The following is a 23,527-nucleotide window of genomic DNA, read 5'->3' as shown; positions in this document are numbered from 1 at the left end:
CTTTTTCATTTTTTGAGCGCGGTAGCAAAATATTTCCCCAGCGTGGTGATAGGATTAAATCATAATAAATTAAAAATGTTTTTATCCCATCTTATCCCGGCTCCTATGTGTGAGGAAAATAACATGAATCTCAAGCTGCAGCTGAAGATACTGTCGTTTCTGCAGTTCTACCTGTGGGGGAGCTGGCTGACGACGCTCGGCTCCTACATGTTTGTTACCCTGAAGTTTGACGGCGCGGCCATCGGGGCGGTCTACAGCTCGCTGGGGATTGCGGCGCTGTTTATGCCGACCCTGTTGGGGATCGTGGCGGATAAATGGATCAGCGCCAAGTGGGTCTATGCCGCCTGTCATCTGGTGGGGGCGCTGACCCTGTTCCTGGCGGCCCAGGTGACGACGCCAAGCGCCATGTTCGTGGTTATCCTGCTGAACTCGCTAGCCTATATGCCGACCCTGGGGCTGGTGAATACCATCTCCTATTATCGGCTGCAGAATGCGGGCATGGATATCGTCAGAGATTTTCCGCCGATCCGTATCTGGGGCACCATTGGGTTTATTCTGGCCATGTGGGCGGTCAGCTTCTCCGGCTTTGAGCTGAGCTACATGCAGCTGTATATCGGCGCTGTGGCCTCGCTGCTGCTGGGCCTGTTCGCCATGACGCTGCCCCATATTCCGGTGGCGAAGCACCAAGAGAAGCAGGGCTGGGCGGAGATGCTGGGGCTGAATGCCTTTAGCCTGTTCAAGACCCCCCGTATGGCGATCTTCTTTATTTTCTCCATGCTGCTGGGCGCCGAGCTGCAGATTACCAACATGTTCGGTAACCCGTTCCTGCACAGCTTCGATCAGAACCCGCTGTTCAGCGGCAGCTTTATCGTCGAGCACGCCTCGGTGCTGCTGTCGGTATCGCAGATCTCTGAGACCGCGTTCATTCTGACCATCCCGTTCTTCCTCGGGCGTTACGGTATCAAGAACGTGATGCTGATGAGCATGGTGGCTTGGATGCTGCGCTTCGGCCTGTTTGCCTACGGCGATCCGTCGCCGTTCGGCACCGTGCTGCTGGTGCTGTCGATGATCGTGTACGGCTGCGCCTTTGACTTCTTTAACATCTCCGGCTCGGTCTTTGTCGATCAGGAGGTCAAACCGTCCATCCGCGCCAGCGCACAGGGCATGTTCCTGATGATGACCAACGGATTTGGCTGTATTCTGGGCGGTATCGTCAGCGGTAAGGTGGTGGAGTATTACACCCAGGGCGGCGTGACCGACTGGCCGACCGTATGGCTGATCTTCGCCGGCTACTCGCTGCTGCTGGCCGTCATCTTCCTGTTCCTGTTCCGCTATCGCTATGTCCGACCGCAGGAGCAGAGCGCCGCCGTTCGCCAGGGGGCCTGATCCTCGCAGATATACCGGGTCGCACCGCAGAGTGCGGCCCGTTTTTTTTGCCATGGGAATGCCCTCCGCGCGCGCCTCCGTTGGCCTTGGCGCATCCGTTGTCTGTCGCGATCCCGGCCGTTAGGCTAGCCTTTTCCACTGTCGAATCTTACCCACGCAGGGGGCCGCATGACGATAGTACCGTTGGATGAAACCATGATGCGCCGCTGGGTCGCGCTGCGCGCCCAGCTGGCGCCGCAGACGCCGCTGAGCCGCCACTGGCTTGAGGGCTGCGCGCTGCTGGATGCCGCCCCTTACGCCGCCCTGCTGGCGTTGGACGCCGAAGGCGAGGCGCAGGGGTTTGTGGAGATTGCGCTGCAGCCGGAGACGTTATCGCGCGGTGCGCCTGCCCGGCTGCGGCTGTGCTGCCTGTTCGTGTCGCCCGACCGGCGCCGGCGCGGGGTGGCGACGGCGCTGATGGCGGCGGCGGCGGCCTGGGGACGGCAGCGCGGATGCGCGGAGATGGTGACGGCGGTGGCGCTGGAGGATAGGGCGCAGCAGCGTATGCTGACTGCGCTGGGGCTGACCGAGCAGGCGCGGCAGGTGACCTACCGTCTACCGCTGTGAGATAAGCCGCGCGCCGGGGCGGCGCGCGGTAGAATAGCGTCCCGGCAGGCGGGACGCGGACAGGGCGATTATACGGTGGCCGGCGCCAGCGGGCGGGAGCCGTGGCGGCGCGCGCTGTTGATCCAGGTCACGGAGCCCATGACGGCGATCGCGGTCAGCAGGATATACTCCAGCGACATGGCGTAGACCCCCTGGATGGCGTAGATCACCACGCTGATGATGTCGATCACCACCCACAGCAGCCAGTTCTCAACGTATTTGCGGGTCATCAGCACCATCGCGGCGATGGAGAGCACCAGCATGGTGGAGTCCCACAGCGGGAAGGCATCCGGCTGCAGATCCGGCATCACGACGGCGACGCCCATGCCCTGCAGCAGATCGATGGCGACGCGGGTGAGGACGGCGAACACCGGATCGATAAAGCGGGTCATCAGGGCAATGGCGACCAGGCAGACCAGGATCAGGGTCAGCGCCTTGCCGCGCGACAGCCAGCGTACCTTGAGGGCCGCCTCGTTATCGCCGTTCTGCCGACTCCAGGCGTACCAGCCGTACAGGTTGGCGGCGAAGAAGAACACCTGCAGCAGCAGGCTGGCGTACAGCTGGATCTGGAAAAAGATGGCGGCAAACAGGGTGACGTTGATCAGTCCAAACAGGTAGTTGATGATCTTCTCTTTGCTGGCAAACCAGATACACAGCAGGCCAAACAGCGTGCCGATGGCCTCGATCCATGACAGGGCATATCCGCCTTCGCCGAGGGGAATGTTTGCCATTACGTTGTTAATGCTGAAAAAATCCATGATCAGTTCCCCTTGTTATAATCCTGTCGGATGGCGTTGAGGGCCAGCTCGATCTCGCGGGCTTCGCCGCGCTGGCTGTGCGCTTCCTGCTGTTGGTAGTCGTTGATGCCCTGCTCCAGCCCCCCGTTGTGGGTGACCACCACGTTGAGCACCGAGGCGGTGCGCAGGCCGCGCAGCGCGCCGACCACCATCAGCGGCGCGGTTTCCATATCGGCGGCCAGAATACCGCGCGCCGACCACGCGGCGTCCAGCTCGGCCTCTCGGTCGGTATAAAAGCTGTCGTGGCTGCGCACATAGCCGCAGTGCGCCGGGAACGCCAGGCGCTCGGCCTCGGCGCGCAGCAGGTGCACCAGACCGCTGTCGGCGCAGGCCGGGTAGCCGGCGGGCGCATAGGCGCGGCTGGTCCCCTCATCGCGCACCGCGCCGCTGGCGATCACCAGATCGCCCATCGCCATGTGATCCTGCAGGGCGCCGCAGCTGCCGATACGGATCAGGGTGGTGACGCCGATGCGACGCAGCTCCTCCACGGCGATGGCGGTCGATGCGCCGCCGATGCCGGTGGAGACGGCCAGGATTTCGATGCCGTGGAACTCGCCGCGCAGCGCGCGGAATTCACGGTTTTGCCCCAGCGGCTCGACCTTCGCCAGAAAGCGGGCGACGTGCTCAACGCGCTGTGGATCGCCGGGCAGCAGCGCATAGCGTGCCTGGGTCATCGCGCGGCTCAGGCGGATGTGCGGTTGTAGTTCCATCGGGCTCCTCATACGTCTGTATTACAGACCGGCTTCACGCTGCAGGCTATCGGGATCAAGCAGGGTAATATGCTCCCCATCAACCGCGATAATCTGCTGCTCCTTCAGGGTGAATAGGATTCGGTTAATGCTGCGCACGGCGGCGGCGAACTCGTGACTAAGCTGCTGTTTATCCAGCGCGACGCGCGTGCTCTCCTGCTGCGCAAAGCGTTGCCACAGCGCCAGCGATACCCGCTGTTGCAGGGTATACAGGCTGTCGGCACCGGCCTTGGCGGACAGGTGATAATACTGCTGGCTGCAGGTACGCAGTATGCGTTGATTAAAATGGTTATCCAGCGCCAGCCAACGGTGGAAGTCATCGCGGGTGAGCTCCAGTAGACGCGTCTCGCGGGTGGCTTCGACCGAGCAAATATAGGGGCGCTGTTCAAATATTTCCAGCTCCCCCAAGATGTCTCCCTGGTGGTAGCGAGCCTGCTGATAACGGCGTCCGTCGTCAGCTTCAAAAAAGATGTCGGCCTCTCCCCGTAGTATCAGTCGGAAATGCTGGCAGATATCGCCCTGCCGGCAGATCAGTTCGTTCTGCGCGACGGTGCGCGCGGACCAGCGGCGCATGACGCTCAGCGGACAGTGTTTTACCCAATCGTAGAGGGCGGCGTTGGCGGTGACCTGCGCAATGATGGCCTGCCACGCTTCGCTGTGCATGCCGCAGTTAGCTTTGAACACTATAGATATTCCTTCGGTTACGGGACAGGACGGGCGTCCGGTGCGGCAGCGACGGGGGCGTAAAAACTGCCGACGGGCTCTGATATTACACACCCGCCCGGGACAAATGTCCCGGGCGGGTGTGTTGTGGCGGGATATGTGACGACGATCTCGTTTGGATGCGCCGCGGACGGACTCAGATCAGGACGATCAGCAGCAGCAGTCCCACCAGCATCACCGGCGCGGTGCGCTTGACCAGATCGAGCGGCGAGACGCCGACCATGCCGGCGACCACGATGGCGGCGGCGGAGAGCGGCGAGGCGGTGCGCCCCAGGTAGCTGGCGAAGGCGGCGGCGGTCCCCAGGCTGGTGCCATCCATGCCAAAGGCAGCGGCGTGGGGGGTTATGGCCTCGTTGAAGGCGTAGGCCGCTGCGTCGCCGGAGCCTATCACGATGGCCATCAGGAATGGGCCGACGGTGCCGCCGAAGCGGGCGGCCTGCGGGTAGTCGATCAGCAGCGTTTTGGCGGCATCGATAAGCCCTATGGCGCTCAGACCGGCCACGAAGACCCCGGCGCAGATGATAATGCCGAACACGTCGCTGTAGGCTTTGCCCATGCCGTCGAAGAAGGCCGGAATCGCTTTGCCCGGGTGGGTCCGAGTGACCAGCAGGGTGGCGAGGATCCCCCACATGACCGCCTGCGGCACCCCCATCTTCAGCCAACTGACGCCGCCGAAGGCGCCGAGCATCAGCAGGGTGACCGGCAGCAGCGGCATCAGCGCGGCCAGCAGGTTGATCGGCTGGTGGTCGGCCTGCATCTCGCTTTCCAGCGTTGAATGATAGCCGCGATGCTCACGGCGCAGCAGGGCGGTCAGCGTCATGCCGACCATGATCAGCAGCCCCAGCCACACCACGGTCATGGCGCGTGAACCGATGATGGTCATCACGTCGCCGCCGACGATTTTGGCCACCAGGGCCATGTGCGGACTGCCCGGATTGAGCAGGCTGGCGCCGAAGGTGCCCGCCAGCACCGCAGCGCCGGCCATTACCGGGTGGATACCCGCCGCCAGCTGCAGCGGAATCATGGTGATACCGGCGGCGGCGGCGGCCCCGGCGGCGCTGGGCAGCGCCAGCTGGACGAAGGTGGTCAGCAGAATGGTGCCGGGGATCAGCAGCAGGCCGACGCGCCGCAGCGGTACGCTCAGCAGGCGTACCAGGTGGCGGTCACAGCCGGTAAACTTCATCACGGTGGCGAAGCCGATGGCCGACAGAATCGCCTGGATCAGCCCCTCGGAGACCATCTTCTGGGCAAAGCTGTTCATCGCCGCCATCGGGTCGGCGGCCAGCAGGCACATCAGCAGGCCGGAGAACAGCAGCACGGTGCGGGTATCCTGGCGTTTGATCAGCAGGATCACCGTCAGGATCAGGATCACAATACCGGCAATAACTAACATGGTTTAGTCTCCCGAGACAGGGCGTTGGTAGATGACATGGCGCTGCGCATCGCAGGGCGGCTCCTGTGCCAGCCGAGCGCGCAGGGCATCGAATTCGGCCAGCCACTGGCTGCGCCAGCGCGCCTTGAGCGGCGCCGGCTGCCAGCAGGCATCGATGGCGTTGGCCAGCATGATTCGCACCCCGTCGAGATCGAAGCCGAACTCCTCCACCATGACCCGATAGCATTCGGCGCCGTTGGTGTCGTGCATATGCCAGTCGTCGGTGGCCGGGATCAGGTTGATGCCCGCCGCCGCCATGCGGCGGATCGGGTGGTGCTGGCGCCACGCGTCGCGATCGGGCCAGCGCGTGAGGAAGAAGGTGTTGCTGGGCACCACGGTAAAGGGAACGCCGTCGCGGGCGCAGCGCGCCATCAGCTCGGGGTTATCGACGATGCTGTAGCCGTGATCGATGCGATCGAGGTGCAGCAGATCCAGTCCACTCTCCACGTTACGCCAGTGCAGACCAAACTCGCTGCAGTGGCCGGTCAGGCGCAGCCCGCCCTGGCGCGCCAGGCGGTAGGCTTTCCAGAAGTGCTCTATCGGCGCATCGTGTTCGCGGTAGTCGATGCCGATGCCGGGCACCAGCGGGTGCGGGTGCGCTAGCACCGTCTCCACCATGCGCACGGCCTCTTCGGGGCTCTTTTCGCGGTTGATGGCCGGCAGGAACAGCGCGTGGATATCCCAGCGTTGGGCGGCGCAGGCCAGCCCCTCCGCCAGCGCGGCGGTGACCTCGGCATAGGGCAGCGCGGTGTCAGACGGGTTCCAGAACAGCTCCAGGTGGCGTACGCCAGTCGCCGCGGCGTCCTCGGCCACCTCCTGCATTACCCGGCAGTAATCCTGGGGGCGCGTCAGCAGCGGGTAGAGGAAGTTAAGGGCGGCGATGCCGCCTTTGACCTGACCGGTCTGAGCCTGATAGCGGCGGTAGAAGCTCTTGGCATCGCGTTCAGTGAGGGGCACGCCCGCCTGCTTCGCCAGGTCGCGCATCGTCTCCAGGCGAACGCCGCCCAGCAGGTGGTAGTGCAGATCCAGTTTGGGGAATTGGGCCAGAAAGTCCGGCCAGGTAATCGTTTGCGTCGCTGACATTGACGTATCCCGCGGCAGAAAAAGGGAAAGGCGCATCATAGGGGAGCGCACGTCGGGCGTGAAATGCTATTCCGGCATGGCTCAGGCCGATTCGGCACCGGGGCCGGTTTTCCGCCGGCGTGCGAAGCGCTTAGCGCGCCGGGGCGGGGGGCGGCCAGAAGGCGTGGCCGGCGTCGATGCGCTGCGCCAGTCGCTGCCAGAAGGCCTCGGCGCGCTGGTGCAGGCGGGCGCGGTTGCGATAGAGGCGGATCTGATAGGGGACGCGCCAGCGCTGGCGATCCACGGCCACCAGCCGGCCCTCCGCCAGCTCCGCGCCGATCTGGCAGTCGGCGAGCCAGGTCAGACCGTGGCCGCGCAGCGCCATCTGACGGTGCAGATCGCACAGCGAGGCCTCAAACAGCGGCTGGGCGGGGAAGGGATACTGGGGCATCAGACGCTCTACCATGCGGGCGCTGTAGGAGTCCGGGGTGTAGCGCAGCACTGGTACCGGGTGCTCCCCCGGCTGAAAGCGGGCCTGGCCGTTGGCATCGGGGGCGCTGACCAGCAGCAGATCGCCGCGTCCGAGCAGCAGGTTGTCAAACGGCGGCTGCAGCAGGGCATGGTTATCAAAGGCCAGCAGGAAGTCGCTCTCTCCCTCCATCAGCGCCTCGACGGCGAAGTCCACCCGCAGAATATCGACGCCGAAGGGTAAAGGCGCCGGGTCGTCCGCGGTGACCGCGGCGATCAGGTCGAGCAGAAAAGGGGAGGAGAGGCTGTGGGGGGCGCTGAAACGCACCGGGTGGAGTAGGGCCTGCGGGCGTCCGTTGATGTTGTTCAGCCCCTCGCGCCATTGGTTGGTCATCGCGTGGGCCAGCAGGCGAAACTGATAGCCGGCGGGGGTCAGGGTCACCGGCGTGGTGCTGCGATCGACCAGCTGCTGGCCGACGCTCTGCTCCAGCGCCCGGATATGGCGGCCAAAGGCCGGCTGAGTGATATTGCGGCTGGCGGCGGCGCGAGAAAAGTTACGCAGCTCTGCCAGTGCCAGAAAGTCTTCAAGCCAGCCTATCTCCATCTCTGCTCCCCTTCCGCGGTTTTCCGGATGCTCCCCCGCTATCCTGCCCTCTCGGCCAGTGGTATGACAACCCCGCCGCGCGATTCTCGGCGAATAATATATTTTTCCCGAACATATATGTAGGAAAAATAATTTGAGTGATAAATATGGAGATTAAATCATCGGTATTTACGATGTTATTAAGCTGTTCAATTCGAATTATTTGGTGATCGAAAGCGCAGAATTGTATCTCTGATAAGGGAATTACCGGAAATGTGAGGCATGTACTGCCTACTTATCCGATAGCTAAAATAAGATGTCATACAGAAATTGGCGTAATCACTTATTTGTTCAGACCAAAAGTAACACATATTCAACCAATATCAGGGAGCCTTGCTATATGAAACTGAAAACTTTTTCCCGTCATATCCTCTGCGCAGCCGTGCTTTCTCTGATCGCTGGCGGCGCACAGGCAGCAGAGAAAGTCACGCTGAAACTGGCTCATAACCTTGAGCGCAGCCACGTTGTGCACCAGGCCTTCGAGCAGATGGCGAAAGAGGTACAACAACTTTCTAACGGCAATATGCGCATCCGCATTTACCCCAGCAGCCAGATGGGCAGCGCCCGCGAAACCCTCGAACTGCTGCAGAACGGCGCGCTGGATATGACGAAAGGCTCCGCCAGCGATCTGGAATCATTCGATAACGTCTACGCCATTTATAATATGCCGTACCTGTTTAAGGATCAGCAGCACTTTGATAACGTCGTGTATGGTCCGGTCGGCAAAGAGATTATGGACTCCACCAAGGATAAGGGCTTCTTCGCCATGTCCGCCTACGTCGCCGGTACCCGCAGCTTCTATGCCAAGAAGCCGATCACCTCGCCTGCCGATCTGAAAGGGATGAAAATCCGCGTACAGGCCAGCCCGACCACCATCAAGATGGTGGAGCTGATGGGCGGCTCTCCGACGCCGATCTCCTTCGGTGAAGTGTATACCGCCATGCAGCAGGGCGTGGTGGATGGCGCGGAGAATAACGTGCCGTCCTGGGTGCAGACCCGCCACATCGAAATCGCCAACGTCCTGTCTGAAGATGAGCACGCCTCGATTCCGGACTACCTGGTCATCGCCACCAAAACCTGGGAGAAGCTGACCCCGGAGCAGCAGGACATCCTGACCAAAGCCGCCCGTAATTCTGAGGCCTACCAGCAGAAGCTGTGGGATCAGGTCGATGCCGAGTCCCGTGCGCAGGCCAAAGCGATGGGCGCTAGCATCGTCAGCGTAGACAAGGCACCGTTCCGCGCCGCCGTACAGCCGCTGTATGACGAGTTCCGTAAGGATCCGAAGCAGGCCGCGCTGCTGGACAAGTTTGAAGCCGCTGCGCAGTAATGCCGTTATGCGCGGGCGAGAGATACGCCCGCGCCGTTTCATCCCGCTATTTGGATAGACCGTATGATTCTCGATCGGATCAAAAAAATCGTCGACCGCAGTATCGCCTCGTTTGCGGTGGTGGTGATGGTGGCGCTGGTGGCCTGCGTCGTCTGGCAGGTGTTCAGCCGTTATGTGCTCAGTCAGCCCAGTACCCTGACCGATGAACTGGCGCGTTTTCTGATGATTTGGGTCGGCCTGCTGGGTGCCGCCTATACCGTGGGCGCCCAGCGCCACCTCTCTATCGATCTGCTGGCGATGTCGGTCAATGCCCGCACCCAGGCTGCGCTGAGCGTACTGGTCAATCTGCTGGTGATGGTGTTCTCGTTCCTGGTGATGATCGTCGGCGGACGGATGCTGATCGAAAAGACCCTGGAGACGGCGCAGCTGTCGGCGGCGATGCAGATCCCGATGGGGTATGTCTATTTTATTCTGCCGCTGAGCGGCGCCATCATCATTTTTTATAGTCTGTATTTTGTGATCAGCGGAATGAAGAAACTGGCCGGTCCGCAAGGAGTGAATAACTAATGGATAGCTATATCGCCCTGACCCTGTTTGGCAGCTTCTTCTTTCTGGTGTTTGTCGGCGTGCCGATCTCATTTTCTATCGGTATCGCCACCTTTGCCTCCATGCTGCTGATGTTCCCGTGGGAAATCGCCACCATTACCGTCGCACAGCGCCTGGCCAACGGGCTGGATAACTTTGCGCTGCTGGCGATCCCGTTCTTTATCTTTGCCGGCACCCTGATGAACAGCGGCGGCATCGCTATCCGGCTGATCAACCTGGCCCAGGTGATGGTGGGGCGCGTTCCCGGCTCGCTGGGGCACGTTAACGTGCTGGCCAACATGATGTTCGGCTCCATCTCCGGTTCGGCGGTGGCGGCGGCGGCGGCGGTGGGGGGCACCCTGCACCCGATCCAGACCCGCGAAGGCTATGATCCGGCCTTCTGTACGGCGGTGAACGTGTCGTCCTGTATCACCGGGCTGTTGATCCCGCCGTCCAACGTGCTGATCGTCTTCTCCCTGACCGCCGGCGGCGTGTCCGTGGCATCGCTGTTCCTGGCCGGCTATCTGCCGGGGATCTTGATGGGGTTGTCGATCATGGTGGTGTGTGCCTTTATCGCCAAGGCGCGTAATTACCCGGTCAGCGCGCGTCCGACCCTGCGTCAGGCGGGTAAAGCCCTGTGGGATGCCTGGCCCAGCCTGCTGCTGGTGTTCATCGTGATGGGCGGGATCCTCGGCGGCGTATTTACCGCGACCGAGGCCTCGGCGATCGCCGTGGTGTACACCTTTGTGCTGTCGGTGCTGATTTATCGCGAGGTGAAGTGGCGCGATCTGCCGCGGCTGATCCTGGAGTCGGTGGTGACGACCTCGATCGTCCTGCTGCTGATCGGCTTCTCCGTCGGCATGTCCTGGGCGATGACCAACGCGGATATCCCTTACATGATCAGCGATGCGCTGATGGGGATTTCGGAAAACCCGATCGTCATCCTGCTGCTGATCAACATTGTGCTGCTGATCGTCGGCATCTTTATGGACATGACCCCGGCGGTCCTGATCTTTACCCCGATCTTCCTGCCGATTGCGCAGGAGCTGGGGATGGATCCGGTACACTTCGGTATCATGATGGTCGCCAACCTGTGTATCGGTCTGCTGACGCCGCCGGTCGGGAGCGCGCTGTTCGTCGGCTGCTCTATCTCCGGCGTGAAGATCCAGCAGCTGATTAAGCCGCTGCTGCCCTTCTACCTGGCGCTGATTGTCGCGCTGATGATGATCACCTATATCCCGCAGATCTCCCTGTTTGTGCCGCGGTTGTTCGGCCTGATGTAAGCGGAGTCACCCCCCAAAAAGGCAGAGTTTATCTCTGCCTTTTTGCGTTCTGTCACCCGCCGTCGGATAGAAACATCCCGCGCGTCACGGAACAACGTGGGATAACGGGTCTGAGCGCCGACGCCACGCACGGTTACGGAGCACGCCCTCGTACCCTATAACGCCGGTATGTCAGCGAAATGACACGGCAGCGCGGTCGGGGGGCGAGGGGGGAAACGGACATGGTGATAGCCGGTTGGCGCGACCTGACGGGATGCTTCAGCAAAACCAGCGGGGGGCTTCGTTATCACCGAATTATCTGGTCTAGCAGCTCACAAAAAGTAGATTTAGCGACGCGGAGAATTGCGCCGTCGGCTGCCTGTGAGATAATGAGCCGGTTCGCGGGATTCGGCTAAAATTCCGCTGAACGACTCCCGATTCTGACAGATCGGGTTCAGAAAGCAGAGAGGCTCTCCCCCCTCTGCTTTCGCCTTTCTATCCCCTGTCGTCTTCCTCGCCGTCGCCCGTGCGTCGCGTATACATTCCACGTTTCTGCTCCGATGAACGTTCTCGTCCACCTCTGCGTTTATATCCGCCTCTCCCCCCACCTCCGCGCTCAACCCACCTCCGCGGCCTCTACCTTTACCTCTGCGCCTGCGTTATACGCGTGCGGGCATCGCCGATAGGGGACAGGCGCGTCGCGCCGCCGCCGCCCTGCGGTGTGGCGGCGATCACGTAGACTGCAACCGGTTTCTGAAACCGGTTGCAGGCTTTTTTTGTCACAGACTATACTGCGGATCGGGGCGCCCGCGGGGCGCAGAGCAAGCGATGGCGTGACGCCGAGGAGTAATGGTCATGGGATTTCCCGAGGGGTTTTTGTGGGGGCGGCGACGGCGGCTTATCAGGTTGAAGGGGCGCATGACGCCGACGGCAAGGGACTGTCCGTGTGGGACGTTTACTCGCATCAGCCCGGCACGACCTACCAGGGCAGCAACGGTGATGTGGCGGCCGACCACTATCACCGCTTTCGTGAGGATATCGCCCTGATGGCCGAGCTGGGGATGACCTCATACCGCTTCTCGCTCTCGTGGTCGCGGCTGCTGCCGGAGGGAACCGGGCGGGTCAATGAGGCGGGCGTGCGCTTTTACAGCGAGCTTATCGATGCGCTGCTGCAGCACAATATCCGCCCGATGATCACGCTATACCACTGGGATCTGCCGCAGGCGCTGCAGGATCGCTTCGGCGGCTGGGCCGATCGTCGTATCGTGGATGCCTTTGAGGAGTACGCCAGCCTGTGTTACGCCCGCTTCGGCGATCGGGTCGATCTGTGGTCGACCTTTAACGAAACCATTGTCTTTATCGGTATGGGGTACTTTACCGGCCAGCATCCTCCGGGGCTGAAGGATCCGCGCGTCGGTATTCAGGCCTGTCACCATGTATTTCTGGCCAACGCGCGGGCGGTAAAGCGTTTTCGCGAGATGGGCGTGGCTGGGCAGATCGGCTTCGTTAACGTGATGCAGCCGAACGATCCCATCAGCCAGCGTCCCGAGGATCTGCGCGCCTGCGCACTGGCCGAGGGGATCCACACCCACTGGCTGTTCGATCCGGTGCTGAAGGGCAGCTATCCGTCGGAGCTGCTGGCGATGGCGCAGCAGGCGTTTGGCGTACCGCAGTTTGCCCCGGGCGATGCGGCGCTGCTGCGGGAGAACACCGTCGATTTTATTGGGCTGAACTACTACAAACGCGAGATGATCGCCGCCAATGAGGATATACAGGGCTTTGATCTCAATACCAGCGGAGAGAAGGGCAGCGGTGGCGGCATGGGGTTTAAGGGGCTGTTTAAGATCGTACGCAACCCCGATGGCGTTTACTCCGACTGGGACTGGGAGATCTATCCGCAGGGGCTGACGGAGGCGATTGCGCGCATCCGTCGGCGCTACGGCGAGATCCCCATTTACATCACCGAAAACGGGCTGGGGGCCAAAGATCCCATCATCGACGATGAGATAGCCGACCAGCCCCGTATCGACTACCTGCGCGACCATATCGCCGCCGTCGAGCAGGCCATCGCCGAAGGCGCCGACGTGCGCGGCTACTACCCTTGGTCGTTTATCGATCTGCTCTCGTGGCTAAACGGTTACCAGAAGCAGTATGGCTTCGTGTATGTCGATCGGCAGCGGGATCTGGCACGGCGCAAGAAGCGCAGCTTCTACTGGTATCAGCAGGTGATCCGCAGCAACGGCGCTCAGCGTTAAATCCTGGCCTCCTGACGGCAGCGCCCGGCTGGTTTTTCCCGCCTCAGCGTTTATGATAAAGGGATAGGGCCGCCGTTGGCGGCAGACAGAGACGGTCGCGTTGCCGTCGCAGTGCAGGAGTGGTCTCTCAGTAACGATGAACGGACGGAGCAGAGGTTTCTTTGGCCTGATCCTGGCCCTGAGTGTCATGATCGCGGGCGGCGTGGCGCTGGCGCAGCACCCTGCGCGCGGGGTCAGCGATGAGCCGACGCAACAGACGGAAGCGTCGATCGAGCAGCTGACGCGCCAGGCACGGGTGGTGGCCTATCTTCAGGCGAACCAGCGGCTGCCTGACTACTATATTACCAAGCGTCAGGCGCGAGCGGCGGGCTGGGATCCCGCTCGCGGCAACCTGTGCCAGGTGGTGCCCGGGCGGGCCATCGGCGGCGATCGTTTCGCCAACCGCGAGGGGCGTCTGCCGCAGCAGGCGCACCGGATCTGGCGTGAAGCCGATATAAACTATCGCTGTGGCCGTCGTCAGGCGGATCGTGTACTGTACTCTAACGACGGTCTGATTTATGTCACCCGTGATCACTATCGACACTTTACCCGTATGGAGTGATCGCCATGCAAAAAGTCCAGTTTGATTTTAACCAGATAGCTGATTTAGCGGCGTTCTATCGCCAGTTTTCCCAGGCCTTTACGCTGGCGCCGAGGTTTGGCAATAACCTTGATGCGCTGTGGGATGTGCTGACCGGCGATATCGGGATGCCGCTGGAGATTACGTTCGTCAACTTCGACGCCGCGAAGAAGCGACGCTTTGCGGCGCTGGTGCTGCTGTTTGAAGCCGCCGAAGAGGAGCTGGAGGGCGAGCTGCGCTTTAACACCTACGATAGGGCGGCCTAGCGCGGTGGAAAACGGCGCTACCGGCCAAGCGGCCGGCAGGCGCGTTGTATCAGTCGTTCGTTTCTGCCAGCGTGCGCAGATATTGGAAGATCTGACGTGCGGATTTGGGGGGCTTGTTACCGTCCCGCTCTTTTTTGGCGTTGCGGATCAGGGCACGCAGCTGCTGGCGGTCGGCGTGGGGATAGAGGTTCAGAACCTCGGTGATCGTCTCATCGCCATCGTTGATCAGACGGTCGCGCAGCTGCTCCAGCTTATGGAACAGAGCAACCTGCTGATTGTGGCGGTTTTTCAGCTTATCCAGCGCCGTTTGGATCGGCTCGGGATCGCGCTGGCGCAGCAGTTTACCGATCAGCTGCAGCTGGCGACGACGCCCCTCTTTCTTGATGCGCTGCGCCAGTTCAATTGCGGCGCGCAGATCTTCATCCAGCGGGATGCGATCCAGCGCATTTTTCCCGAGGTCTACCAGTTCGGCCCCCAGGGCTTTCAGGGCTTCGGCATCGCGTTTGATTTCGCTTTTGCTGACCCAGATGATTTCATCATCATCTTCGTTCTCTTGTTGGCCTGGGATCTCGTCCAGCCACTCTTCGTCTGGATGTTTGTGCATGGCAGTTTCCTTAAAAAATGGCGCACATCCTAACAGGTGTACGCGCGCGTGTCGCGCAATTATCGGCCCGCGCCGACGCCGCGGCCGATGGATGACCCGTAAGACGGTTTCCCGTGCAGAAGTATATACCCGGCGCCCGTTTTACGGCAGGGAATGTTCGCCATCGTCCCCCGTGCGCCGCGCTGTGGCGACGAAAAAGAGCGCGTTACGCGTGGTCTGTCGCGCGACGACGAGGACGGCTCGACGCAGTGCGTTGAAATTAATTCTCTGATTAATAATACATATTAATATTTAATTGGCGGATTGTGATCTGATTGGGGATATATAATATTTTGCTAAATCGTTTTTTTTGATCTGTTAACGGTGGCGGAAAGAGGGACCGAACACGGAACGTCGGTCAGGGAAAATTAATTTGTCATAGGTTTTGACTCGAAAGACAATATAATTATAATGCCGCGGTCTAAATTAATATAGGTTAGTTATGTCAGATTTGTTGAAGTCACTGAATAATATTCGTACGCTGCGTGCCTATGCACGCGAAACCCAGATTTCCGTTCTGGAAGAGATGCTGGATAAGCTGCGCGCCGTGGTAAGCGAGCGCCGTGAAGAGATCGAGCAGGCTGAGAGCAGCCGCCGCGAGCGTGAAGAGAAGCTGAAGTCCTACCGCGAAATGCTGATGGCCGAAGGGATCTCTCTGGATGATTTGCTGGAGATGGAAAAGGTCACCGAGCGTAAAGCTAAGCGTGCGCCGCGTCCGGCTAAATATGAATATCTGGATGAGAACGGCGAAATTAAGCAGTGGACCGGTCAGGGCCGCATGCCGAAAATGATCAAGATTGAAGTTGATGCCGGTAAATCCCTGGATGATTTCCTGATCAAATAAATTCTCCGACCGTCATGATGCTCCCCGTTAGCGCAGGGGCATGACGGTCGCGCCGTTATTTGCGGCGGCTCCGCACGTCCCGTCTTTTCTTATCTCATCCTTTCGCCGGGTCGCGCTGCGCCTTCGGCACGGCGCCCGCACCGCGGTGGGTCTGCGCCGGGGCATGCGCTGGCAACGAAATTCGCTGCGCTTCCTGTTACACTCTTAGCTGCTGTTCCCTCATTGGGCGCCGTTGTCCCTGGGCGGTTGTCGGCGATCGCGCCGGCCTGTACCGCTGCCGGCTGTCCGCGGGAGATACGGCCCTGTATTACTCAGGCTGCGGCCTGTTGTCATAGCCGACGGCGCGGTGTCGTCCGGTTTAACCGTTTTGCAATCATGGCGGATTAATGAAAGTCATCAATCAGGTAGCAGAGCAGCGCAAGGCGCTGGAAGAGGCCGTGGCGCAGGCGCTGACGCTGGCGCAGGCCGGAGCGGATGCGGCAGAGGTGGCGGTGACCCGGACCACCGGCATCAGCGTCAGCACCCGCTTTGGTGAGGTCGAGAACGTCGAGTTTAACAGCGACGGCGCGCTGGGGATCACCGTCTACCATCAGCAGTGTAAAGGCAGCGCCTCCTCGACCGATCTCAGCCCGCAGGCCATCGCGCGTACGGTGCAGGCGGCGTTGGACATTGCGCGCTACACCTCTCCGGACCCCTGCGCCGGGCCGGCGCCGCGCGATCTGCTGGCGTTTGAGGCGCCGGATCTGGATCTGTTTCACCCGGCGGAGCTGAACGCTGAGCAGGCGATTGCGCTGGCGGCGGAGGCCGAGCAGGCGGCCCTGAGCGCCGATGCACGCATCACCAATACCGAGGGCGGTAGCTTCAACAGCCACTATGGCATCCGCGTCTTCGGCAACAGCCACGGCATGCTGCAGAGCTACTGCTCCAGCCGTCACTCTCTTTCCAGCTGCGTGATTGCCGAGCAGAACGGCGATATGGAGCGTGATTACGCCTATACCATCGCCCGAGATATGGACGATCTGCGCTCCGCGCGCTGGGTCGGCGAGGAGTGCGCCCGCCGAACGCTTGCGCGCCTGGCGCCGCGTCGTCTGCCCACCATGCAGGCGCCGGTGATGTTCGCCGCAGAGGCCGCTACCGGGCTGTTCGGCCATCTGGTCGGGGCCATTAGCGGCAGCAGCGTGTACCGCAAGTCCACCTTTTTACTCGACAGCCTGGGCCAGCAGATCCTGCCATCCTGGCTGACCATCGATGAGCAGCCGCACCTGCTGCGCGGTCTGGCGTCGACCCCGTTCGACAGCGAAGGGGTACGCACCACGCCGCGCCGCATTGTACAGGACGGCGTGCTGCAGACCTGGCTGCTGACCAGCTATTCGGCGCGTAAGCTGGGGCTGCATAGCACCGGTCACGCCGGCGGCATTCATAACTGGCGTATCGCCGGCCGCGGGCTGGGATTTGAACAGATGCTGCGGGAGATGGGGCGCGGATTCCTGGTCACCGAACTGATGGGGCAGGGGGTGAGCGCGGTGACCGGCGACTATTCGCGCGGCGCATCCGGTTTCTGGGTGGAGAACGGCGAGATCCAGTACCCGGTGAGCGAGGTCACCATCGCCGGCAATCTGCGCGATATGTGGGCCAACATGGTCACGATAGGCGACGATATTGAGACGCGTAGCAACATTCAGTGCGGCTCGGTGCTGCTGGACAGCATGCAGATCGCCGGGGAGTAAGGGGGATCTCATCGCCCCCGACGCTGCCGGGGGTTTGCCTCGCTGCGGACAAAAAAAACCGCATGGCAGGCGCCATGCGGTAGCGTGGGGCGACGTGTTTAGCGCGAGCCGATGTTGCGCAGCGATTTGCCGGCCATCAGATTACGCTCGATGTGCTCCAGGGAGATATTCTTGGTCTCCGGGATCAGCGCCAGGGTAATGAAGATGAAGATCAGGTTCAGGGCGGCGTAGACCCAGAAGGTGTGGGCGCTGCCCAGATTGTTCAGCATGGTCAGGAAGGTTGCCCCGACGATCATGTTGGCGATCCAGTTGGTGGCGGTGGAGCAGGTGATGCCGAAGTCACGCCCTTTCAGCGGCTGGATTTCGGAGCACAGTACCCAGATCAGCGGGCCGGCGCTCATGGCGAAGCCGACGATAAACAGCAGCAGCATAAAGATGGCGAAGTACTGCACCACGCTAGAGGTAATGCCGATGTGCATCATGGTGCCCAGTGTGCCCATCCCGATGGCCATGACGATAAAGCCCAGGATCAGCGTCGGCTTACGGCCCCAGCGGTCCACCAGGCCGATGGCGATGAAGGTGGCCAATACGTTGACCAGGCCGACGATCACCGTTCCCCACATCTGCTGTTCGGTGCTGGCAAAGCCGGCCAGATCGAAGATTTTCGGTGCGTAGTACATGATGACGTTCATCCCGGTAAACTGCTGCATTACCTGCAGCAGAATCCCCAGATAGACCGCCCGGCGAAAGTTGCTGTTCTGCAGGAACAGCGCCCAGCCGCTCTGCTTTAACTTCAGACTGTCACGAATATCGTTCAGCTCATCCTGGGCCTGCTGGCTGCTGTCGCGCAGCTTTTCCAGCACCTGACGCGCCTGCTCGTGGCGGTTACGGGAGGCCAGCCAGCGCGGGCTATCCGGCAGGAAGAAGACCCCCAGCAGCAGCACGATGGCCGGGATGGTGATCACCCCCAGCATCCAGCGCCAGGAGCCGGTATAGCTAAAGGCGGTGTCGGACAGATAGGCACCGAGGATCCCGATGGTGATCATCAGCTGGTACATCGAGATCATGCTGCCGCGGATGCGCTCCGGGGCGATCTCGGACAGGTAGATCGGCGCGGTGTAGGAGGCGATGCCGACGGCCAGCCCCAGCAGGATACGCGACAGGATCAGAATATCGACGTTAGGGGCGAAGGCGGAGCACAGGGAGCCGACGACGAACAGAATCGCCCCGATCATCAGGCTGTATTTACGCCCCATACGGTGGTTCATCCAGCCGCTGCCGACGGCGCCGACGGCGGCCCCGAACATCATCGAGCTGACGACCCACTCCTGCTGCGAGCTGGTGATGTTAAAGGTATCGGTAATAAACGGCAGTGCGCCGGCGATCACCCCGATATCCAGACCAAACAGCAGACCCGCTAGCGCGGCCAGAAAGCAGACAAAGAACGTCATGCCGGCGTTGGAACGGGCATGGGGTACGGCGGATGTATTGACGGTAGTACTCATACTGCCTCCAAACAGGATCATTTCTCTGATGTCGCCATGGTAAGAATTGCCCGCTGACTATAAAGTGCGCATGATCACATAAATGTAATCGTTTACATACGCCACGATAAATAATCATCATCAATGCACGTAGCCAGGCTGTTAATGACTCGCTTTGTTTGTGTTGTAACATGACGTTATTTCGCGGTTTTATCCCTATTTTGGCCAATGAAAAGCCGGCGTAAGCCTACGAATAGGCGGCGTGGCGCCGACGGGTGACGGTGCTGTATCGACGAAATGTAATCGTTTTCACTTTGGCTTGGCTTGGCTTGGCTTGGCTTGGCTTGGCTTGGATTGACTTGGCTTGGATTGGCGTCAGCGGCAGGGGGGCGGCGGGGGATAAAAAAAGGCAGGCCGTAAGGCCTGCCTTATGCAAGGGAGTTCGCGATTACTTCAGACCGGCGGCCTCGCGCAGCAGCGCGGCTTTGTCGGTTTTTTCCCACGGGAACTGCTCGCGGCCAAAGTGGCCGTAGGCTGCCGTCTGGCGATAGATCGGCTGGATCAGATCCAGCATCTGGATCAGGCCATACGGACGCAGATCGAAGAACTCACGAACCAGCTGGGTCAGCTGCTCCTGATCGACCTTCTCCGTGCCGAAGGTTTCTATCATGATAGAGGTCGGCTCGGCCACGCCGATGGCGTAGGAGACCTGGATCTCGCAGCGGTCGGCCAGGCCGGCGGCGACGATGTTCTTGGCCACATAGCGCGCGGCGTAGGCGGCAGAGCGGTCCACCTTGGACGGATCTTTACCGGAAAACGCACCGCCGCCGTGACGGGCAGCGCCGCCGTAGGTGTCGACGATGATCTTACGACCGGTCAGGCCGCAGTCGCCCATCGGGCCGCCGATAACGAAGCGGCCGGTCGGGTTGATGAAGTATTTGGTGCTGGCAGACAGCCACTCGGCAGGCAGAACCGGCTTGATGATCTCTTCCATCACCGCTTCCTGCAGATCTTTCTGGCTGATGGTGTCGGCGTGCTGGGTAGAGAGCACCACGGCATCGATACCGGCGATCTTGCCGTCGTCATACTGGAAGGTCACCTGGCTCTTGGCATCCGGACGCAGCCACGGCAGGGTGCCGTTTTTGCGCACCTGGGCCTGACGCTCCATCAGACGGTGGGCGTAGGTGATCGGCGCCGGCATCAGTACGTCGGTTTCGTTGGTGGCATAGCCGAACATGATGCCCTGGTCGCCGGCGCCCTGCTCCAGCGGATCGCAGCGGTCGACGCCCTGGTTGATATCCGGGGACTGCTTGCCGATGGCGCTCAGTACGGCGCAAGAGTTGGCGTCAAAGCCCATGTCAGAGCTGACGTAGCCGATGTCGGCCACGGTTTTACGGGTCAGCTCTTCGATATCGACCCAGGCGTTGGTGGTGATTTCGCCGCCGACCAGCACCATGCCGGTTTTGACGTAGGTTTCACAGGCTACGCGCGCCTTCGGATCCTGCTCGAGGATGGCATCCAGTACGGCGTCGGAGATTTGGTCGGCGATTTTATCCGGATGTCCTTCAGACACGGACTCGGAAGTGAAAAGGTGTTTAGCCATATGTGTTCTTTACCTTCAAAAGACGGGTTGATTCTACTGCGCTGCACAGCGCTGACGCTGCGTGCTGTTTGGGGGTAGCCATCAGGGGCACCCTCATCGTTATCCGCTGAGGACCTCTGGTGCCTGATGCTTCCTGCAACGCCCCTCAGGCAAAGCCGTTAAGCAGTTTATCGGTTAAAAAGTATAGATGGATTAACATCTGGACGGCTATTCTAGGCCAAGGCGGTGGGATTTTTCCACTCCTTTTTTGTCGGAAACGCACTCTGGGGGATCCCGCTGCGCACCCGGTGATCCGATTGCAGCCGGTGGATACAATTTCATTTTGCTTTTTTAGCCCGTTGTCGGTATAAACGGCGCGCGGCTTACCGGTGCATAACGCTTCAACCGGAGTGCTGCCGTTTTCCCCCTTCGCGGGTGGCGTAAAACGGGGCGTTTCGGGGCGGCTATGTGTCCCACTTCCGGCCGAGGAGGGTATGGCAGCGCCATACTGTCAGTTTTATCATGCTGTTAACTTTGAAGATCTGCCGTGTGATATGGCAGCGATGGAGGTGGTTCAGGTAATGATCCGTGCTAAGGCTGTGGTAAAACGTGCCGCTCCCTGCGGCGTACTGCGTCATCGCGACGCGTTTTGCGCAACGCGCCTTCCCTCCTTTTTATCCTCTTTTCTCGCATTTGCCCGATGTTACCCACTCTTGGGATGACGGCTTGGGTGTACCTCAGGATTCTTGCGCCGTTTACGGCATCTGATGACTGAACAAGGGTAGCCTGTGGCGTCCGGCCGCAGGGGTTTATTCATAGGGGATCGGCGATTCCAATGCGCTCCCCGACCCACGGAGTTAACGACGTGTTTTGTTCTTATACTGATATCGGCCCGGCATTATGTCCGGCGCTGAGCTTTGTGGTCACGCCAAAAATCCCGGCGTGTGGGTTGTTCTATGCAGATGATGCTGCAATAGTGGCTGGCGCAACGGTTGGCCACGCCGGAAAAGGAGCTGCCCGTGTCTGATCTGATTGCACAGTATCCGCAGGATTCGGCAGACAGCTCCCCTTTGCGTTCCATGCAGGAGGTCGCGATGAGCGATAGTAATGCCAGCAAGATGCTGAGCACCTACAACGTCGCCTACTGGGGTGGCAACTATTACGATGTGAATGAGCTGGGCCACATCTCCGTGTGCCCGGATCCCGACGTGCCGCAGGCGCGGGTCGATCTGACGGCGCTGGCGCTGCAGATCCAGGCCGATCGCCAGCAGCGCCTGCCGGCGCTGTTCTGCTTTCCGCAGATCCTGCAGCACCGTCTGCGCTCGATCAACGCCGCCTTCCGCCGTGCGCGCGCGTCGTTCGGCTACCAGGGGGATTACTTCCTGGTGTATCCGATCAAGGTCAATCAGCAGCGGCGGGTGATCGAGTCGCTGGTCAACTCCGGCGAACCGCTGGGGCTGGAGGCTGGCTCTAAGGCTGAGCTGATGGCGGTGCTGGCGCACGCCGGCATGACGCGTAGCGTGATCGTCTGCAACGGCTATAAGGATCGTGAATACATTCGACTGGCGCTGATCGGTGAAAAGCTGGGTCACAAGGTCTATCTGGTCATCGAGAAGCTGAGCGAGATAGACGTGGTGCTGGAAGAGGCCAAGCGCCTCGACGTGGTGCCGCGCCTGGGCGTGCGTGCGCGTCTGGCTTCCCAGGGCTCCGGTAAGTGGCAGTCCAGCGGCGGCGAAAAGTCCAAGTTCGGCCTGGCGGCGGTGCAGGTCCTGCAGCTGGTGGAAACCCTGCGTCAGGCCGGGCACCTTGAGAGCCTGCAGCTGCTGCACTTCCATCTGGGATCGCAGATGGCCAACATTCGCGATATCGCCACCGGGGTGCGCGAGTCGGCGCGTTTCTACGTCGAACTGCATAAGCTGGGGGTCAATATCCAGTGCTTCGACGTCGGCGGCGGCCTGGGGGTCGACTATGAGGGAACCCGTTCCCAGTCCGACTGCTCGGTTAACTACGGCCTAAACGAATACGCCAACAACGTGATCTGGGGGATAGGCGACGCCTGTAACGAGCACGGCCTGCCGCACCCGACGGTGATCACCGAGTCGGGCAGGGCGGTGACGGCGCACCATACGGTGCTGGTCTCCAATATCATCGGGGTGGAGCGCAACGAACTGCCGCCGCCGCAGCCGCCGGCCGCCGACGCGCCGCGTGCGCTGCAGAGCCTGTGGGCCACCTGGGAAGAGATGCAGGTGCCTAGCGGCCGTCGTTCGCTGCGCGAATGGCTGCACGATAGCCAGCTCGATCTGCACGACGTGCATAGCCAGTATGCCCACGGGATCCTCAGCCTGAGTCAGCGCGCCTGGGCCGAACAGCAGTATCTGGCCATCTGCAGCCAGCTGCAGACCCAGCTGGATCCCAGCAACCGCGCCCATCGTCCGATCATCGATGAACTGCAGGAGCGAATGGCCGATAAGCTGTACGTTAACTTCTCCCTGTTCCAGTCGATGCCGGACGCCTGGGGGATCGATCAGCTGTTCCCGGTGCTGCCTCTCAGCGGACTGGATAAGGTACCGACGCGCCGCGCCGTGCTGCTGGATATCACCTGTGACTCGGACGGAACCATCGATCACTACATCGATGGCGACGGCGTGGCGACCACCATGCCGATGCCGGAGTACGATCCGCAGGATCCGCCGCTGGTGGGCTTCTTCATGATCGGCGCCTACCAGGAGATCCTGGGCAACATGCATAATCTGTTCGGCGACACCGCCACGATCGATGTGTATGTGTTCGAGGACGGCAGCGTCGAGGTGGACGAATCCTACGACGGCAACTCCGTGGCGGAGATGCTGGAGTATGTGCAGCTCGACCCGCAGGTGCTGCTGACCCACTTCCGCGATCAGGTGCGCGCGGCCCATCTGGACGAGGCGCTGCAGGCGCAGTTCCTGGAAGAGTTTGAGGCCGGTCTGTACGGCTACACCTACCTGGAAGACGAGTGATCGACGCTCGGCGGCGCGTCGTCGTCGGGGCG

The 23,527-nt window shown here is 61.0% G+C and carries 19 protein-coding genes and 1 pseudogene; 11 read left to right on the top strand and 9 right to left on the bottom strand.

Annotated elements, in window-relative coordinates; translation table 11 throughout:
- Window positions 1-123 precede the first annotated feature (123 nt).
- Window positions 124-1,386: a nucleoside permease gene (locus BRD58_RS15500; protein WP_041692539.1), complete on the top strand. Its 1,263-nt coding sequence runs from the start codon at window positions 124-126 to the stop codon at window positions 1,384-1,386.
- A gap of 168 nt (window positions 1,387-1,554) precedes the next feature.
- A complete protein-coding gene (locus BRD58_RS15495; protein ID WP_225857333.1) occupies window positions 1,555-1,992 on the top strand; it encodes a GNAT family N-acetyltransferase in 438 nt (145 codons plus the stop codon).
- Between the two features lie 68 nt (window positions 1,993-2,060).
- Here the strand turns inward: BRD58_RS15495 and pnuC are convergent, their stop codons facing one another.
- The 6 genes from pnuC to BRD58_RS15465 all read right to left on the bottom strand — a co-directional run bounded on the left by pnuC (window position 2,061) and on the right by BRD58_RS15465 (window position 7,866).
- Window positions 2,061-2,789, bottom strand: a complete 729-nt coding sequence (pnuC, locus tag BRD58_RS15490; RefSeq protein WP_015462299.1) for a nicotinamide riboside transporter PnuC — start codon at window positions 2,787-2,789, stop codon at window positions 2,061-2,063.
- Between the two features lie 2 nt (window positions 2,790-2,791).
- Window positions 2,792-3,538, bottom strand: coding sequence for a nucleoside phosphorylase (locus BRD58_RS15485; RefSeq protein ID WP_012849804.1), 747 nt, complete (start codon window positions 3,536-3,538; stop codon window positions 2,792-2,794).
- A gap of 21 nt (window positions 3,539-3,559) precedes the next feature.
- Window positions 3,560-4,261 (bottom strand): Crp/Fnr family transcriptional regulator, encoded by a 702-nt coding sequence (locus BRD58_RS15480; protein ID WP_073383576.1) that lies wholly within the window; start codon window positions 4,259-4,261, stop codon window positions 3,560-3,562.
- A gap of 175 nt (window positions 4,262-4,436) precedes the next feature.
- Window positions 4,437-5,693 carry a C4-dicarboxylate transporter DcuC gene (gene dcuC / locus BRD58_RS15475; RefSeq protein ID WP_012849802.1) on the bottom strand — a complete coding sequence of 419 codons (1,257 nt, stop codon included), beginning with the start codon at window positions 5,691-5,693 and terminating at the stop codon, window positions 4,437-4,439.
- Window positions 5,694-5,696: 3 nt separating this feature from the next.
- Window positions 5,697-6,815 (bottom strand): adenosine deaminase family protein, encoded by a 1,119-nt coding sequence (locus tag BRD58_RS15470; RefSeq protein WP_012849801.1) that lies wholly within the window; start codon window positions 6,813-6,815, stop codon window positions 5,697-5,699.
- A 130-nt stretch (window positions 6,816-6,945) separates the two neighbouring features.
- Window positions 6,946-7,866 (bottom strand): LysR family transcriptional regulator, encoded by a 921-nt coding sequence (locus BRD58_RS15465; protein ID WP_015462298.1) that lies wholly within the window; start codon window positions 7,864-7,866, stop codon window positions 6,946-6,948.
- A gap of 379 nt (window positions 7,867-8,245) precedes the next feature.
- On the opposite strand from BRD58_RS15465, the gene BRD58_RS15460 reads away from it, so the two are divergent.
- From BRD58_RS15460 to BRD58_RS15435, 6 genes and pseudogenes are all read left to right on the top strand, one after another.
- Window positions 8,246-9,232 (top strand): TRAP transporter substrate-binding protein, encoded by a 987-nt coding sequence (locus BRD58_RS15460; RefSeq protein ID WP_012849799.1) that lies wholly within the window; start codon window positions 8,246-8,248, stop codon window positions 9,230-9,232.
- A 63-nt stretch (window positions 9,233-9,295) separates the two neighbouring features.
- Complete coding sequence (locus BRD58_RS15455; RefSeq protein ID WP_012849798.1) at window positions 9,296-9,799, top strand: TRAP transporter small permease; 504 nt, start codon at window positions 9,296-9,298, stop codon at window positions 9,797-9,799.
- Window positions 9,799-11,100 (top strand): TRAP transporter large permease, encoded by a 1,302-nt coding sequence (locus tag BRD58_RS15450; RefSeq protein ID WP_012849797.1) that lies wholly within the window; start codon window positions 9,799-9,801, stop codon window positions 11,098-11,100. The genes BRD58_RS15455 and BRD58_RS15450 overlap by 1 nt, the downstream gene beginning before the upstream one ends.
- A gap of 834 nt (window positions 11,101-11,934) precedes the next feature.
- Window positions 11,935-13,334, top strand: a pseudogene (locus tag BRD58_RS15445) (GH1 family beta-glucosidase).
- 136 nt (window positions 13,335-13,470) lie between these two features.
- A complete protein-coding gene (locus BRD58_RS15440; RefSeq protein WP_069579316.1) occupies window positions 13,471-13,935 on the top strand; it encodes a ribonuclease domain-containing protein in 465 nt (154 codons plus the stop codon).
- Between the two features lie 5 nt (window positions 13,936-13,940).
- On the top strand, window positions 13,941-14,219 hold the full coding sequence (locus BRD58_RS15435) for a barstar family protein (RefSeq protein ID WP_012849793.1): 279 nt from the start codon (window positions 13,941-13,943) through the stop codon (window positions 14,217-14,219).
- A gap of 49 nt (window positions 14,220-14,268) precedes the next feature.
- Here BRD58_RS15435 and yjgA read toward each other — a convergent pair whose 3' ends face one another.
- On the bottom strand, window positions 14,269-14,823 hold the full coding sequence (gene yjgA, locus BRD58_RS15430; protein ID WP_012849792.1) for a ribosome biogenesis factor YjgA: 555 nt from the start codon (window positions 14,821-14,823) through the stop codon (window positions 14,269-14,271).
- Window positions 14,824-15,304: 481 nt separating this feature from the next.
- On the opposite strand from yjgA, the gene BRD58_RS15425 reads away from it, so the two are divergent.
- Both BRD58_RS15425 and pmbA read left to right on the top strand, forming a co-directional pair.
- A complete protein-coding gene (locus BRD58_RS15425) occupies window positions 15,305-15,706 on the top strand; it encodes an H-NS family histone-like protein (RefSeq protein WP_012849790.1) in 402 nt (133 codons plus the stop codon).
- A 386-nt stretch (window positions 15,707-16,092) separates the two neighbouring features.
- Window positions 16,093-17,433, top strand: a complete 1,341-nt coding sequence (pmbA, locus tag BRD58_RS15420) for a metalloprotease PmbA (RefSeq protein WP_015462295.1) — start codon at window positions 16,093-16,095, stop codon at window positions 17,431-17,433.
- 98 nt (window positions 17,434-17,531) lie between these two features.
- Here the strand turns inward: pmbA and BRD58_RS15415 are convergent, their stop codons facing one another.
- Both BRD58_RS15415 and metK read right to left on the bottom strand, forming a co-directional pair.
- On the bottom strand, window positions 17,532-18,938 hold the full coding sequence (locus tag BRD58_RS15415; RefSeq protein WP_015462294.1) for a sugar porter family MFS transporter: 1,407 nt from the start codon (window positions 18,936-18,938) through the stop codon (window positions 17,532-17,534).
- Window positions 18,939-19,365: 427 nt separating this feature from the next.
- A complete protein-coding gene (gene metK / locus BRD58_RS15410; protein ID WP_012849786.1) occupies window positions 19,366-20,520 on the bottom strand; it encodes a methionine adenosyltransferase in 1,155 nt (384 codons plus the stop codon).
- Window positions 20,521-21,578: 1,058 nt separating this feature from the next.
- On the opposite strand from metK, the gene speA reads away from it, so the two are divergent.
- Window positions 21,579-23,495, top strand: a complete 1,917-nt coding sequence (speA, locus tag BRD58_RS15400) for a biosynthetic arginine decarboxylase (RefSeq protein ID WP_226064258.1) — start codon at window positions 21,579-21,581, stop codon at window positions 23,493-23,495.
- Window positions 23,496-23,527: the final 32 nt, after the last annotated feature.

The organism is Edwardsiella piscicida (genome assembly GCF_001896205.1).
GTDB lineage: Bacteria > Pseudomonadota > Gammaproteobacteria > Enterobacterales > Enterobacteriaceae > Edwardsiella > Edwardsiella piscicida.
This window is presented reverse-complemented; position numbering and strand designations above follow the sequence as displayed.